Source organism: Agrobacterium sp. D14, assembly GCF_001526505.1.
Lineage (GTDB): Bacteria > Pseudomonadota > Alphaproteobacteria > Rhizobiales > Rhizobiaceae > Agrobacterium > Agrobacterium leguminum.
This window is the reverse complement of the sequence record NZ_ASXX01000001.1, coordinates 200806-213034: the sequence shown is the minus strand read 5'-3', so window position 1 is coordinate 213034 and position 12229 is coordinate 200806. Positions and strand designations below refer to the sequence as shown.

The following is a 12229-nucleotide window of genomic DNA, read 5'->3' as shown; positions in this document are numbered from 1 at the left end:
GAACCTTACGCCATTTCATGCGTTTGGCCCCCGATTCTGATTGTCAAACGGGGAGACATCTTAATGACGCAGACCAATAATCTCTATCTCATCATCGGCGCGCTCATCGTGGTCATCGCAGGCCTTGGCATCTATGTCTGGCACGAGGAAAGCAAACCGAAGGGGATCGAGATGAATATCGGCCCGAACGGCGTCTCCGTTCAGGAGAACTGATCCGCAAGCGTCGCGCAAAGTCCGACCATTAAGACCGGGTGTATCCCAAGCCGAACACGGTCGGGATTCGCCCGGTCTTCTTATGAGAGGAGACGAAAGGCGGGATCGATGCCCGCCGAGCCGGTTCGGTACGAATGATGCGTATCGCCCGATCAAGGAAACAGCTAGCGCAATGGTCTCGTCCATCGACCTGTCCACACGCCTCACCGCCACCAGACTGGCCCTCAAGGCCATCAAGGAGCAGGAAGACAATTCCGCCGCCACATCCTCCTCAACGCGGACATCTCTCCTCGATTCCTACGGGCTGGACACCACCTCCTCCTCGTCTTCCACCAACACGCGGCTCACGCAGCTTCTGGCGCAATATGCCCAGACCTCGAACGAGGATACGCAGACCGACGACACGGACACCCAGCTTTCTTCCGGCGATATTACCAAGGCCGATTTCATGAAGGAGCTGAAGGAGACGCTGGAAGAACTGACCGCGGATCCGGACAAGGCTTCGCAGGCCAAGGCCATGCTGGAGGCTTTGGCGGCCGGCACGCTGACCGTCTCCGATCCTGCCGAGGGTGCGCAAATCAAGGCCTGGGATGTGGCCTCCGATACAGAAACCACCTCCAGACCGGCCTCGGATATCGCCATGACGGGATGGAGCGACTTTCTGAAAGACCATCTCAAACGCGACGGCTCGGCCTATGCGAGAAGCGAGACCGGCGCCTATGTCGATACCGTTTCCGGCGACAACGCGTTTTTCGGCAGCGTCGGCAGCCGCTATTATTATCTCACCTGGCCGCAGGCGAAAAACGGCACTTTGACCGTATAAGCCGAATTTCCCGATGCCCGAGCGGATGGCTGCGACATGGAACCTGCCGCAGCCTCGCTTTCATCGTCTGCTCAGACGGCAGGTGCGGCAGCCGGTTCGGCTCCGCCGGAAAGCGCCTTTTGCAACTGCGCTTCCTGCGCCGGCGACAGCGACGTCTTGATGACCCGCCCGCGCAGGCCTTCGAATTCCGCCAGCACCTTTTCCGGCTGTACCTTGCGGATCAGCACGAACAGCGCCGAAGAACCGTTGGGAATGGTCTCGCCGAGCGATTTGATGAAATCGTCATCGATACCGAAATCCGTCAGCGAACCCGCAAGAGCGCCCGTGCCGGCACCGATGGCGCCGCCGATGGCAAATCCCGCCAGCGGATTGAGGAACAGCAGGCCGACGAGGCCGCCCCAGAGACCGCCGGACAGGAAACCGGAGCTTGCGCCGATCGCCGTCAGATTGACGCTCTGTTTCAGATGCACCTTGCCGTCTTCATCGCGAACGACAACCACGGCATCTTCCAGATCGACCAGATATTCCTTTTTCAGGCCTGCAAGCTTCAGAAGCACCCTGTCGGCCACTTCCGTTCCGTCAAAACCAACAACGACGAGTTCGGACATAGTTCGTCTCCCTGAGTTTCAATTCCGCTGCGATTGAACGCCGAAGCGGGCGGCTTGTTCCGGCAATGATGGAAAGAGGATGTGTCATGCGTTTGACGGCCGCCCATCCGGGCTGCTTAGTCCCCTTCTGCGCCATCCACACCCTTTGCTCCTTTTTTTATGAAAAGACCATTTTCCGCTTGCGCCCTAACAGGCTTATATATAAACGGCTTTCAGGTTCGGAGCGTAGCGCAGCCCGGTAGCGCACTTGACTGGGGGTCAAGGGGTCGTGGGTTCGAATCCCGCCGCTCCGACCATTAAAATCAGATAGATAGCCAGTTCCCCCAGAGCTGGCTATATTTGTTTCAGCTATCTGGTAACCCGCGCCATGCGCGAATTTAAAAGCCCGGATTGGGCTATACGTTTGTCCAGGCCTGAGAATGAGGTGTGCCGAGATGGCCAAGAAAACGAAAATAGAACACTCAGAATTCTCGGGCGAGTTTGAAGACGACGGTATCACGGTTCTGGTTGACATCTACCGGCCCGCTGGCACCCAGCAGGATTGGACGCTCGAAGTCATCAGCGAGCACGACGATGTCACCACCTGGGACGAACCCTTCGCGACGGACAAAGACGCCTGGGAAGAATTCCTTGCCACCTGTGAAAAAGACGGGATTCGCAGCTTTCTGGATGGCGAGGATCCGTCGGTCCATTAAAGTTCAATTCCGCAGTGCCGGACTGTAAAGGGCGACGCCGATTGCCTTGTTGACTCTCTGCTAAAATTAGAACATTTAGTGAACAAAAGAGAGGTCATCCACTATGTCCGACGCTGAAAAAATCACCCCCATACGGCCTGACGACATAGCGGGATATGTCATCCAGTGTCATGACGGCGATGCGAAGGCGGCTGTCGAAGCCCTTCTCGGCGAAATCGAACATTTGCAGGAACAGCTTTCCCTGGCGGTCGCCATTATGGGAAAGGGATATACGCGCGGATGGACGCCGGATATCGGACGCGATTGAGCCGACGGCGTCCACTCCACAAGCCGTGTTCGATGCAGCTTGTGGAGCGCAAGAAAACTGGCGCAGCAATCAGCCCTTGTCCGCCAGCTGACCGATTTCGCGGTCGATCAGGTAAAGCGCATTGGGGCCGTCGCCGATCAACTCGATCTTGCCGAGTATGGTGCGGCAAAGGCTGTCTTCCTCATGCTGCTCATCCACGAACCATTGCAGGAATGAGGTGGTGGCGTGGTCTTTTTCCACGTGGGCAAGATCGACTGCCGCGTTGATGGCGGCGGTGACGCGGGATTCGTGCTCCGTCACGATGGTGAACAGGCCTTTGATGTCGTTTGCCGTGACCTGCGGCGCAGGCAGTTCGGAAAAGGTGACGCGTGCGCCGAGATCGTTCAGGAAGCCGAAGATGCGGTGCATGTGCTCCAGCTCTTCCGCCGCGTGGCCGAGCAGGAATTTATAGCAACCGTCGAGATTGCGTTCCGCCGCCCATGCGGCCGCCTGAAGATAGGCATGGTGGGCGCGCAGTTCGCCATTGAGGAGATCGTTCAGCGTCGTTTCGATCGCTTTGTTTGCCATGGTTTCATCCTTGGTTTCGGGGTTGAAGAAGCGGGTTTACGGTACGGATTGGCGCGGCCTGAAAGGCGGAGCGTTATTGTGCGGGCGTCACCTGCCCCAGCGCCGCCTCCAGCCTTTCGCCCTTCATGACGAGCTTGGGCCGCAGCTTCTCGGCCTTTTGTCTGACGGCTTCGAGATTGACGGGCTTGCCGACCTGAATGATGCCGATCATCGCCATCATCAGATGCGGCGGGCAATAATAGAGATAGACGCCCTCCTTCTCGACGGTGACGGTGAAGGCCTCATCGAGCTTGCTTTTCCAGGGGCTAACGCCTTCCGGAACCGCATAGGACTGCACATAGTGGCTGGAATTTTGCGGCACGAAGGTAATGGTGTCGCCCGGCTCCGCCTTCACATAGGAAGGCTCGAACACCATGCCGCCATCCTTGCCGTAATTGAGCATCAGGATCTTGTGTTCGGCGGAAAGGGATGGCGTGACGGGCAGGATTACGGCCAAAGCCGTGGCAAGCGTCATCAAAAATCGTTTCATGCAATTATTCCTTCAAGGGTTTTGAAATGTTCGAGCGGCGGGTCGCCCGCCGGCTGGATGACGGGATTGCCGCGCCGGTCGCGCAAAACCTCCACGGCAACGCCATAGGTCTCGGAAATGAGCTTCGGCGTGACGATATCGCCCGGTGCGCCGGTCGCCTTCAACGCGCCATCCGAAATCACCAGCAGGTTGTCGGCATATTGGCAGGCGAGGTTGAGATCATGCAGCACAACAAGCGTCACCCGGCCATTGGCGCGGGTTTCCCGCCGCACCAGATCGAGAAGCGCCACCTGATGCTTGAGGTCCAGCGCGCTGACCGGTTCATCGAGCAACATTGCCTGCGGCTCTCGCATCAGAACCTGCGCGAAAAGCGCCATCTGCCGTTGCCCGCCGCTGAGCGAGGCGATCTCCCTGCCCGCCAGATGGGCTATTCCGGCCTGATGCAGGCGTGTCATGGCCAGATCGAGCGTTTCGTCGTCGATGTGCAGCGAAAGCCTGCCGAAGCGGCCGAGCGCCACCACCTCCAGCACGCTGAGCGCTATATCGGCCGCCGTATCCTGCGGCATATAGGCGAAACGATCCCGCCAGTCCCTTCTGTGCCGCCCTGCCCTTTCCCCGGCCTGAAGGCGACAATCGCCGAGGCTGATCGCGCCTGCGGCGAGCGACAGATCGCCGAAGATCGCTCTGAGAAGCGTCGTCTTGCCCGTTCCGTTCGGGCCGATGACGGCATGGATGTGCCCCGGTTCCAGATGTGCCGAGAGGTCTCTCACAACGGTATGCCCGCCCCGTTCGACGGAAATATTATCCAGAACCATCATCGGCCGCGCCTCTTCGGAGCGAAAATCAGCCACAGGAGAAACGGCACGCCGACAATGGCGGTGACGATGCCGACCGGGAACAGAGCGCCGGGAATGATCGATTTGGAGAGAATCGAGGCTGCCGAAAGCATCAGCGCGCCGCTCAGCACCGACATCGGCAGGAAGAAGCGCTGATCCTCGCCCACCGTCATGCGGGCGATATGCGGCGCGACCAGCCCGATGAAACCGATGACCCCAACAAAACTCGTTGCCGTCGCTGTCATGATGGCGACGATGATGAGAACCTTCATACGCAGCCGGCGCACATTGATGCCGAGGCTGGCTGCCCGCATTTCCCCCATTCTGAGCGCCGTCAGTTTCCAGCAATCCGCCATCAGCAGGGCGCAGCAGAAGGCGGTGACGGCGGCTGTCAGGCCAAGCGTCGGCCAGGTCGCCTTGGTCAGGCTGCCGAACAGCCAGAAAAGAATCTGCTGCGACAGTTCCGGCGAGGACAGGAACTGGATGAGCGACAGCAGCGACTGAAACAGGAAAAGAAGCGCGATGCCGCCGAGAATGATGGTTTCGGCCGTCATTTGCCGCATGGAGGCCAGCATGAAAAGGAAAAGCGCAGCGAGCATGGAAAAGACGAAAGCGCCGAGCGGAACGGCAATCATCGCATCCAGCCCGAGACCGCCGAGCGCAAGCACCAGCGCGGCGCCAAAGCCCGCCGCAGCCGCCATGCCGAGCGTATAGGGGCTTGCCATGGGATTATTCAGCAAGGTCTGCATCTGCGCGCCGCCGGCGCCGAGCGCCGCTCCGACGGCGAGCGCCATCAGCGCCATGGGCAGGCGGAGGCCGCGCACGATGGAATCGGTCATCGCCGCCCGTTCGCCAAGGCCCGTCAGCGACTTCACCACTTCGGCGGGCGACAGTAGCGAGGGACCGGTGGCGATATCAAGAACGAGGCTCACCGCCATCAGCACGAAAAAGACCAAGACGACGCGCCAGCGACGACGTTCACGCAGCCGGTGCGCACCGATGGCTTCGGCATTGCGGGCGGCAATTGTCATGGAAAACCTGTTTGAAAAAGACGCTGAAAAGCGGACGCCGTGCAGTGGCGTCCGCAAAATTTAACCTTCAGCGGCAAGCAAATGTGCTTTTCCGCCGCCGGCGACAGAACCATCAATCCTTGACGGCGATGGCAAAGGTGCCTTCAGGCGTGACCGGCAGGTACTTCCTGTAATAGCCGAGATAGTTGGCGATCGGATCGACATCCTTGAACTGCTCGGGATAAAGCTGCTTGGCGATATATTGCACCATGGCGAAATCGGAGAGCGTGCGCGACGCGCCCTGATAGACACCGAACAGCTGACCGTTCTTGATGGCCGGCACTTCACTCCAGCCCTGACGGGTTTCGAAGGCCTTGAGCTTTTCGCGGGCATCCGCAGCCTTCACCGCCTGCCCCATCGGCAGCGCCGCGGGGTTCTTGTTGTTTTCACGGCCGGAAATGAAGATGGCGTCAGGCTTCGAAGCCAGAACCTGCTCGGGATTGATCGGCCCCCACCACTCGACGAAGGGTGCTGCGATATTGTCGCCGCCAGCGGCGGTGGACATGGCGCCCCACATGTTCTTGCCATAGGTGAAGGAATATTCGGCCGGTCCCTTATTGCCGAATTCGACATAGACCTTCGGTTTCGGCTGACCGGATTTCGCCACCCGTTCGGCGACATCCTTCAGCGAACCGGCGTAGAATTCGGCAATTTCCTTGCCGCGCTGTTGCTGGCCGGTGAGTTCGCCGAACAGCCGGGTGGAGGCGACGTGGCGCTCGACCGTCTGGGCGTTATAGTCGACGACAACGACGGGAATGCCCTCTTCTTCCAGACGGTCGGCATCAAGACCGAGCGCCTTGTATTGCCAATCCGCCAGGATCACCAGATCGGGATTGAGGCTCAGCACTTTTTCGACCGAGAAGGTCTGGGCTTCGACTTCGCCGACATCGGCAATATCTGTAAGCGAAGCGCGGTGGGCGAGATGCATTTTCCAGTTGGCGGGAACCCAGCCTTCCCACGCTTCGCGGGAAATGCCGACGACGGAATCATAGGCCTTTTCGCCACCGACCGCCATATAGTCCTCGAAATAGAAACCGAGAACGACGCGTTTTGCAGGAAGATCAACCTTCACCTCGCGTCCGATGACGTCGGTGATGGTCTTCTCTGCGGCGGTGGCGGAAGGTGCGATAAAGAAAACGGATAAGAACGATGCGGCAAGGCCGCCGATAAATGTTTTGCGGGTCATGATGCGATCCAGAAGTTGAAACAATGCCGCTGTATAAAAGGTGAGACTATGAGTCAACTTAAATCGCAAGATCACATAAGTTGCTAATATAAAAATGAAAATTGCCATTTTTGGCAAAAATGCATGCCGTGAAATATTGCACTGGGCGACGGCAATAGATGCTGCGCCGCCGCGCCCTCAGCCGGCTGCGACCTGCGGATTGCGCCCCTCCCGATAACCTCCGTCATCGAGACAGGACGCAAGATCCCGTTCAGATCATCGAAGTGCTGCCCTGCGGGAAATGTGCCCGAGCCGACTTCAGAACTCGTTGGAGGCGATGGCGAAATCGTCGATGACGGGCATCTTTTCCACGTTTTCCCAGGTCCGGTCCATGGCATAGGTTTCCGAGAGATAGGGAATGCCGATATGGCCGAAGCGGAAGGAAAGCTGGCTTTCCGCCTGTTCCTCATCAAGCTTTGCCACGCGGCTGAGATAGAGCGCGGTGGCGAGGCCTGTCCTGTCCGCACCGGCCTTGCAATGAATGAGAATGGGCTTCGGCGCATCGCGCATGATGGCGACCAGCTCGTTGACCCTGTTCATGTCAAGCTCCTGGCTTGCCGACATGCCGAAATCGATATGATTAAGTCCCAGCTCGCGGGCGGTTTCGACCTCATCGCGATACCAGGCCTTGGATTCGTTCGCGCCGCGCAGATTGATGACCGTCCTGATACCGTGGTCTTTGGTATAGCGGACGAGCTGCTCATTGCTCGGCTGATTGGAGCGATAAAGCTGCCCTGCGACAACCTCGTGAAAATTGCCCAGGAGCTGAATGGCGTAGAGATAACCGCCTGCGGCAAGCACAGCAATACCCATGCCCCCAAAGGAGCACTTCCAGAATCTTCTCATAATAAAACGGTTCCCTCATTCGACGAGAGAACCGATACAGGCGGATTCTGACAGTAAGCTGAAAGTTATGCGACAGTATTGTAAGAGTAGAAAATTTGCGCTCGATCAACGCACGAAAACGTAAACCGCATAGACCGCGATGAGCGCGGCGGCCGCCGCCGCGGTGATGGCGCCAAGACGTTTTTCGATGAAATGACGCACCGATTCCCCGTATTTCTGCAGCAATCCGGCAAGGATGAAAAAGCGTGCGCCGCGCGTGACGACCGCCGAAAGAATGAACAGGCCAAGGCTGATATTGGCCGCGCCGGAAAGAATCGTCACGACCTTGATCGGCGGCAGATGCGCAAGCCCCGATGTCACCAGCAGGAGAACGATGGTTTCGTAGTCGACCGAGTTCTTCAGATGCTCGAAGCTGTCGAGTTTGCCGTAAAATTCGAGAATGGGCCGCGCGATGCTTTCAAAGGCATAATGACCGAGGAACCAGCCGGCGATGCCGCCGAGAACCGAGGCGACAGTTGCCACGAGCGCATAAAACATCGCCTTTTTCGGTCTGGCCAGCACCATGGGCAGGAAAAGCACATCGGCAGGCACGACGAAGATGGAGCTTTCCACGAAAGCCACGATTGCCAGCCACCACACGGCGGTTTTGCGCGCGGCGAGCGCCATCGTCCAGGCATAGATGTTTTTCAGCATGTCGTGTCCCCGGGGAAGAGTGTTGCGGAGTGAAGGCAGGCGGGAGCCAAGGCATATCGGCGGTGATTCATGCGGTTGCCGGCGGGCCGGAGAGACCGGCCCCGAATGAGGATTAGAGACAACGCAAGAGAATGGCAAATGTTGGAAAATTTATTTTTGCATCGCAAAAAATCATAAAGACGAGCATTTCCAGCCCTCACCGCAAGCCGGTTGTTGCAATGCGAAATTTCACCCTGCGGTAGATGAACTCGCCTTTTTGCTGTAGAATACGAGGTGGAGGAGTGAGGAGGAAGTTATCATGGACTATGTAAACTTCGTTACATCGATCAATCCGGTCATACTTGTCATTCTGCTGGTGGTTCTTCTTGCAGGCGCCTACAGCAACTGGGTTTCGCACTGATCCAGGCGAACCGCACGACCAAATGAGATGAGGCCCCTTTTCTATCGGCGATAGGCATCGGGCCGGATGGATGTTATCAATCCCGGAGTTAAACAACTTCCGGGAAGCCGCATGACGAACGAATTCGCATTCACTGATACGTCTGAAAAGCTCAGCACGACGCTTGAGAAGCTGATAGGAAAGCTGCAGGGTCAGACGATCACGTTGCGCGAGTTGATGGAAGCGATCGGCGAACAGGGCCTTTTGCTTATCTGCGCAATCGCCTCCCTGCCCTTTCTCATCCCGGTTTCCATTCCCGGCGTCAGCACGGTCTTCGGTGCGGCGATCATCCTTGTCAGCCTCGCAATCACCCTCAACCGCCTGCCATGGCTGCCGGCAAAAATCCTCGACCGGCAGATGGAGACGGCAAAGCTCGTTCCAGCCCTTCAAAAAGGCGTCGCCATCGTCTCCAAGCTCGACGGTTTCATTCGCCCGCGCATTCCCGCGCTGACGACCGGCATTATCGCCAACCGCATAAACGGGCTTGCGCTGATGACGGCGGGCGTATTGCTGATGATGCCGCTCGGCTTCATTCCCTTCTCCAACACCCTTCCAGGCGTTGCGATCCTGCTTTTTTCAGCCGGGATGATTCAGAGGGATGGCGTCACCGTGCTCGGCGGCTACCTGTTTCTGGGGCTGACGGCGATTTATTTCGCAGCGCTCGCCTATGCGGCCTTCTGGGCCGGCCAGGGCATCAGCAGCTCCATCGGCGCATAAGACCTATTGCCGACCGCCATTGCGGGTCTCGCGGCGGTTCTGCCGCGATGCCCACCAGACCGCCAGCCGTCGCCGCTGGCGGCGAACCACCGGCAGATCGTGGGAAAGCACGACGAGACCGAGCGGAATCATCCAGAAGCCGAGCACGGGCAGGAAACCCAGCGTTCCGCCCACCACCAGCGCCGAGCCCGTCGCAATCCTGCCGACGCGCGAACGCGGCATGGCAAAGCTCCATTTTCCGACATGGAGGCGGTGCGTTCTGTGGTCGATACCGAATTTCATTCCATCCTGCCCTTTTGCATCTGGCCTGTGGATAATTTTTTCACCGGCGATAAGCCCGGAAAATCGGGACTCTGGAGGGATAAAACAAGAGGAATGCGTTTTTTTTGAAAAAACCGCTTGGCAAATCGGAAAAGCATTTGTATTACCCCGCTCACACCGCGCCAAGCGGTGGACGTTCCCTGGTAGCTCAGCGGTAGAGCATTCGACTGTTAATCGACAGGTCGCCGGTTCGAATCCGGCCCGGGGAGCCATTTCTCTCAAAACATATGATGAAGAGCGTAAGACGGCTTTCTTCCCGGCCGGATTGACGTATCGCGCTTTCTGCGCCTGAAGGCTTCAGGCTTTCTTCGGTGCGCGTTTCGTTGCCCGCGTTGTATTGGTGAGCGCCGGTGGATCGCTTGCGGGGAAACTTTCTTCAAGGCTCTCGGTCAAATCGTCATCCTTCTCGGGATGAGATGCCTTCTGCTCTTTCTGAAGCGACTTTACGGCCGGTGACTTCGGTTTTTTGGCCGGTGCTTTGGTTGCAGGGGATTTTTTTGTGCCGCTTTTGCTGGCCGATTTCGTCTTGCCTGCGTTACTGGAGACTTCCTGCTCCGCTTCCATCCAGTGCCGTTCGTGGTGTCCCTCCGGTCTTCCTTCCTTCTCCCATATTGCGCGGGCTCTTTCCCGGATTTTGGCTTCGCGATCGTGGTCCATAACGGCCTCCCTCTTTTCGTAGCACCGGCTTTATTCTGCCCATGGAAAACCCGAAAAAGCCAGAGTTTGTTCCGCCTTCGACAGCCGTAAATGCGGATTTCGCGAGGAGCGAAGGAACCGCCTTGCCGACCGATCGTTTGCTCCCCGACAACAGCAGGAGAATTCCGATGACCGGCACCAGGCCCAGAAATCCCGAACCTCTCGATATTCAACAAAAAGACGTGGCGGATTTTGAAACCGACAGCGAGCTGAAGTCCAAAGACAGTGAAATCTATCCGGATGAATCGATCAGCCTTCGGGCCCGCAGGCAGGCGGCGCGGCAGCATGAGGATGCCTTTATCGTGGCAACCGATCTGGAAGACGACGATCAGCGCGACGCAGCGCCGGGCGCCAGAGAACAGCCCTAGGCCCAAAAATGGAAAAGGCGGGTCAAAGCCCGCCTTTATCGAAAAATGCCGTCAAAAATGTCAGGAGGTTTATCGGCGGACCGAAACGATGGCCTTGCGGTTGAAGTTCGACACCTGCACCCGGCCGGACTGATTGCCGCCGAGGATTTGGGCGGTCTTGCCGCTCATGCTCTTCAAAATGCCGGCATGGTAACCACGGCCGTTGCGAATGACGACGACATCGCCCGGCTTTGCCTGACTGACGGGCACGGCATAACCGAAGGATGTCCAGGACTTCGCAAATCCATAGGATTTGGGAGATTGCCGGCCGGCCTTGCTGGCGACCGCATGCAGGAAAAGGCCGCACCATGGGGTGCTGCGGGGATTTGCGCCAAGAATGTTCTTGAGGCTCTTGTTGTTCTTGGACTCGTGCAGCCCGGTGTATTTTTCTGCCTGGTTCAGCATGCCGGCGGAGGCCGATGCAACGACTGTAAAAGACAAGGCAACCGATAGAATTAACGCGGATACTCTCAAACGTCTCGCCCTTATGTTAGAGGGCGCCCGTGTATTGTGACAATTTAGCGACAATTTGACGAGAAATGGGCAGAAATCAGACGCCTATTCATGTGCGCTGATCTGTCATTGCTTCAAAACAGGCTGCCCTGCGCCTCATCGGCGCGGCTGCGGCCGGCATTTTCGAGATCCAGCATACGCAATTTGGTGGTGGTTCCGCCCGGTGCGGAGAAGCCGCCAAGCCTGCCGCCGGCGGCGAGAACCCGGTGGCATGGAATGATCAGCGGCACCGGATTTTTCGCCATGGCCTGACCGACATCGCGGGCCTTTTCCATGCCGAGACCGAGGGTCTTTACGATGCCGCCATAGGTCGTCGTGTCGCCCCAGCCGATCTGCCGCGCAACGGCGTAAACATCGAGGAAAAAACGCTCCTGCCCGGCGAGATCGAGTTCGACGGCGGTAAAATCGATCTCCTCGCCGCCGAAATAACGGGTGATCATCGCAATCACCTCACGCGTGTGTGTTTCGGGAACGGCGATTGAGGCGGATGGCAGGCGCTTCTGGAGAAGTTTTTCGGTCTCGCCGGCATCAGAACCGGGCAATTGCAGGCGCACAATGCCCCGCCCCGCCCATGCGAGACCGCAATGGCCGAGGGCTGTGGGAAAAACAATATAGCCGTAGTGGTTGCTCATTGCCGTCGCTCATCCGCTTTTTTGCATGCACGATGCCATATCCCGCATTCGAAACAACCCGTTTCCTGCTCCTCAACAAACAAGGCCACCCG

The 12229-nt window shown here is 58.0% G+C and carries 18 protein-coding genes and 2 tRNA genes; 8 read left to right on the top strand and 12 right to left on the bottom strand.

All coding sequences use genetic code 11. The features are described 5' to 3' along the window. Positions 1–63: 63 nt before the first annotated feature. Both L901_RS26815 and L901_RS01045 read left to right on the top strand, forming a co-directional pair. Positions 64–213 (top strand): hypothetical protein, encoded by a 150-nt coding sequence (locus L901_RS26815; RefSeq protein ID WP_003521552.1) that lies wholly within the window; start codon positions 64–66, stop codon positions 211–213. A 172-nt stretch (positions 214–385) separates the two neighbouring features. After that, complete coding sequence (locus tag L901_RS01045; protein ID WP_059752596.1) at positions 386–1036, top strand: hypothetical protein; 651 nt, start codon at positions 386–388, stop codon at positions 1034–1036. A 71-nt stretch (positions 1037–1107) separates the two neighbouring features. Here the strand turns inward: L901_RS01045 and L901_RS01040 are convergent, their stop codons facing one another. Further along, positions 1108–1644 carry a DUF1269 domain-containing protein gene (locus L901_RS01040; protein WP_003521556.1) on the bottom strand — a complete coding sequence of 179 codons (537 nt, stop codon included), beginning with the start codon at positions 1642–1644 and terminating at the stop codon, positions 1108–1110. 219 nt (positions 1645–1863) lie between these two features. On the opposite strand from L901_RS01040, the gene L901_RS01035 reads away from it, so the two are divergent. The 3 genes from L901_RS01035 (at position 1864) to L901_RS01025 (ending at position 2646) form a co-directional block, all read left to right on the top strand. Beyond that, a tRNA-Pro gene (locus tag L901_RS01035) sits at positions 1864–1940 on the top strand. Positions 1941–2078: 138 nt separating this feature from the next. After that, positions 2079–2339 carry a hypothetical protein gene (locus tag L901_RS01030; protein ID WP_020811146.1) on the top strand — a complete coding sequence of 87 codons (261 nt, stop codon included), beginning with the start codon at positions 2079–2081 and terminating at the stop codon, positions 2337–2339. Between the two features lie 103 nt (positions 2340–2442). Next, a complete protein-coding gene (locus L901_RS01025) occupies positions 2443–2646 on the top strand; it encodes a hypothetical protein (protein ID WP_020811145.1) in 204 nt (67 codons plus the stop codon). 69 nt (positions 2647–2715) lie between these two features. Here the strand turns inward: L901_RS01025 and L901_RS01020 are convergent, their stop codons facing one another. The 7 genes from L901_RS01020 to L901_RS00990 all read right to left on the bottom strand — a co-directional run bounded on the left by L901_RS01020 (position 2716) and on the right by L901_RS00990 (position 8412). Further along, positions 2716–3213, bottom strand: coding sequence for a ferritin (locus tag L901_RS01020; protein WP_059752593.1), 498 nt, complete (start codon positions 3211–3213; stop codon positions 2716–2718). A 73-nt stretch (positions 3214–3286) separates the two neighbouring features. Beyond that, positions 3287–3742, bottom strand: coding sequence for a pseudoazurin (locus L901_RS01015; protein ID WP_059752590.1), 456 nt, complete (start codon positions 3740–3742; stop codon positions 3287–3289). Continuing rightward, entirely contained in the window at positions 3739–4560 is an 822-nt protein-coding gene (locus L901_RS01010; RefSeq protein WP_059752587.1) for an ABC transporter ATP-binding protein, read from the bottom strand. The genes L901_RS01015 and L901_RS01010 overlap by 4 nt, the downstream gene beginning before the upstream one ends. Then, positions 4557–5609 (bottom strand): iron ABC transporter permease, encoded by a 1053-nt coding sequence (locus L901_RS01005; protein WP_059752584.1) that lies wholly within the window; start codon positions 5607–5609, stop codon positions 4557–4559. Before L901_RS01005 ends, L901_RS01010 begins: the two co-directional genes overlap by 4 nt. Positions 5610–5721: 112 nt before the next feature. After that, a complete protein-coding gene (locus L901_RS01000) occupies positions 5722–6834 on the bottom strand; it encodes an ABC transporter substrate-binding protein (RefSeq protein WP_183044061.1) in 1113 nt (370 codons plus the stop codon). Positions 6835–7131: 297 nt separating this feature from the next. After that, complete coding sequence (locus tag L901_RS00995) at positions 7132–7686, bottom strand: dual specificity protein phosphatase family protein (RefSeq protein ID WP_059752581.1); 555 nt, start codon at positions 7684–7686, stop codon at positions 7132–7134. Positions 7687–7824: 138 nt separating this feature from the next. After that, entirely contained in the window at positions 7825–8412 is a 588-nt protein-coding gene (locus L901_RS00990) for a YqaA family protein (RefSeq protein ID WP_059752579.1), read from the bottom strand. Between the two features lie 511 nt (positions 8413–8923). Here L901_RS00990 and L901_RS00985 point away from each other — a divergent pair. Continuing rightward, a complete protein-coding gene (locus L901_RS00985) occupies positions 8924–9568 on the top strand; it encodes an exopolysaccharide biosynthesis protein (protein ID WP_003521567.1) in 645 nt (214 codons plus the stop codon). A gap of 3 nt (positions 9569–9571) precedes the next feature. Here L901_RS00985 and L901_RS00980 read toward each other — a convergent pair whose 3' ends face one another. Beyond that, positions 9572–9850, bottom strand: coding sequence for a hypothetical protein (locus L901_RS00980; protein ID WP_059752576.1), 279 nt, complete (start codon positions 9848–9850; stop codon positions 9572–9574). A gap of 176 nt (positions 9851–10026) precedes the next feature. On the opposite strand from L901_RS00980, the gene L901_RS00975 reads away from it, so the two are divergent. Continuing rightward, positions 10027–10101, top strand: a tRNA-Asn gene (locus L901_RS00975). A gap of 85 nt (positions 10102–10186) precedes the next feature. On the opposite strand, the gene L901_RS00970 is transcribed toward L901_RS00975, so the two are convergent. After that, the gene (locus tag L901_RS00970) at positions 10187–10546 is read right to left on the bottom strand and encodes a DUF2934 domain-containing protein (protein ID WP_059752573.1); all 360 of its coding nucleotides are present in this window, start codon (positions 10544–10546) and stop codon (positions 10187–10189) included. A gap of 167 nt (positions 10547–10713) precedes the next feature. On the opposite strand from L901_RS00970, the gene L901_RS00965 reads away from it, so the two are divergent. Further along, complete coding sequence (locus L901_RS00965) at positions 10714–10953, top strand: hypothetical protein (RefSeq protein ID WP_059752570.1); 240 nt, start codon at positions 10714–10716, stop codon at positions 10951–10953. A 69-nt stretch (positions 10954–11022) separates the two neighbouring features. Here L901_RS00965 and L901_RS00960 read toward each other — a convergent pair whose 3' ends face one another. Both L901_RS00960 and L901_RS00955 read right to left on the bottom strand, forming a co-directional pair. Beyond that, positions 11023–11466 (bottom strand): TIGR02594 family protein, encoded by a 444-nt coding sequence (locus L901_RS00960; RefSeq protein ID WP_080817213.1) that lies wholly within the window; start codon positions 11464–11466, stop codon positions 11023–11025. 113 nt (positions 11467–11579) lie between these two features. Continuing rightward, a complete protein-coding gene (locus L901_RS00955) occupies positions 11580–12137 on the bottom strand; it encodes a methylated-DNA--[protein]-cysteine S-methyltransferase (RefSeq protein ID WP_059752568.1) in 558 nt (185 codons plus the stop codon). Between the last annotated feature and the right edge of the window lie 92 nt (positions 12138–12229).

Bases quoted from the DNA above. Each gene is read 5' to 3' on its own strand.
- L901_RS00955 (WP_059752568.1), bottom strand. From the start codon at position 12,137: ATGAGCAACCACTACGGCTATATTGTTTTTCCCACAGCCCTCGGCCAT.
- L901_RS00995 (WP_059752581.1), bottom strand. From the start codon at position 7,686: ATGGGTATTGCTGTGCTTGCCGCAGGCGGTTATCTCTACGCCATTCAG.
- L901_RS26815 (WP_003521552.1), top strand. From the start codon at position 64: ATGACGCAGACCAATAATCTCTATCTCATCATCGGCGCGCTCATCGTG.
- L901_RS01005 (WP_059752584.1), bottom strand. From the start codon at position 5,609: ATGACAATTGCCGCCCGCAATGCCGAAGCCATCGGTGCGCACCGGCTG.
- L901_RS01025 (WP_020811145.1), top strand. From the start codon at position 2,443: ATGTCCGACGCTGAAAAAATCACCCCCATACGGCCTGACGACATAGCG.
- L901_RS01000 (WP_183044061.1), bottom strand. From the start codon at position 6,834: ATGACCCGCAAAACATTTATCGGCGGCCTTGCCGCATCGTTCTTATCC.
- L901_RS01045 (WP_059752596.1), top strand. From the start codon at position 386: ATGGTCTCGTCCATCGACCTGTCCACACGCCTCACCGCCACCAGACTG.
- L901_RS00985 (WP_003521567.1), top strand. From the start codon at position 8,924: ATGACGAACGAATTCGCATTCACTGATACGTCTGAAAAGCTCAGCACG.
- L901_RS00970 (WP_059752573.1), bottom strand. From the start codon at position 10,546: ATGGACCACGATCGCGAAGCCAAAATCCGGGAAAGAGCCCGCGCAATA.
- L901_RS01040 (WP_003521556.1), bottom strand. From the start codon at position 1,644: ATGTCCGAACTCGTCGTTGTTGGTTTTGACGGAACGGAAGTGGCCGAC.
- L901_RS01030 (WP_020811146.1), top strand. From the start codon at position 2,079: ATGGCCAAGAAAACGAAAATAGAACACTCAGAATTCTCGGGCGAGTTT.
- L901_RS01020 (WP_059752593.1), bottom strand. From the start codon at position 3,213: ATGGCAAACAAAGCGATCGAAACGACGCTGAACGATCTCCTCAATGGC.
- L901_RS01015 (WP_059752590.1), bottom strand. From the start codon at position 3,742: ATGAAACGATTTTTGATGACGCTTGCCACGGCTTTGGCCGTAATCCTG.
- L901_RS00990 (WP_059752579.1), bottom strand. From the start codon at position 8,412: ATGCTGAAAAACATCTATGCCTGGACGATGGCGCTCGCCGCGCGCAAA.
- L901_RS00980 (WP_059752576.1), bottom strand. From the start codon at position 9,850: ATGAAATTCGGTATCGACCACAGAACGCACCGCCTCCATGTCGGAAAA.
- L901_RS01010 (WP_059752587.1), bottom strand. From the start codon at position 4,560: ATGATGGTTCTGGATAATATTTCCGTCGAACGGGGCGGGCATACCGTT.
- L901_RS00965 (WP_059752570.1), top strand. From the start codon at position 10,714: ATGACCGGCACCAGGCCCAGAAATCCCGAACCTCTCGATATTCAACAA.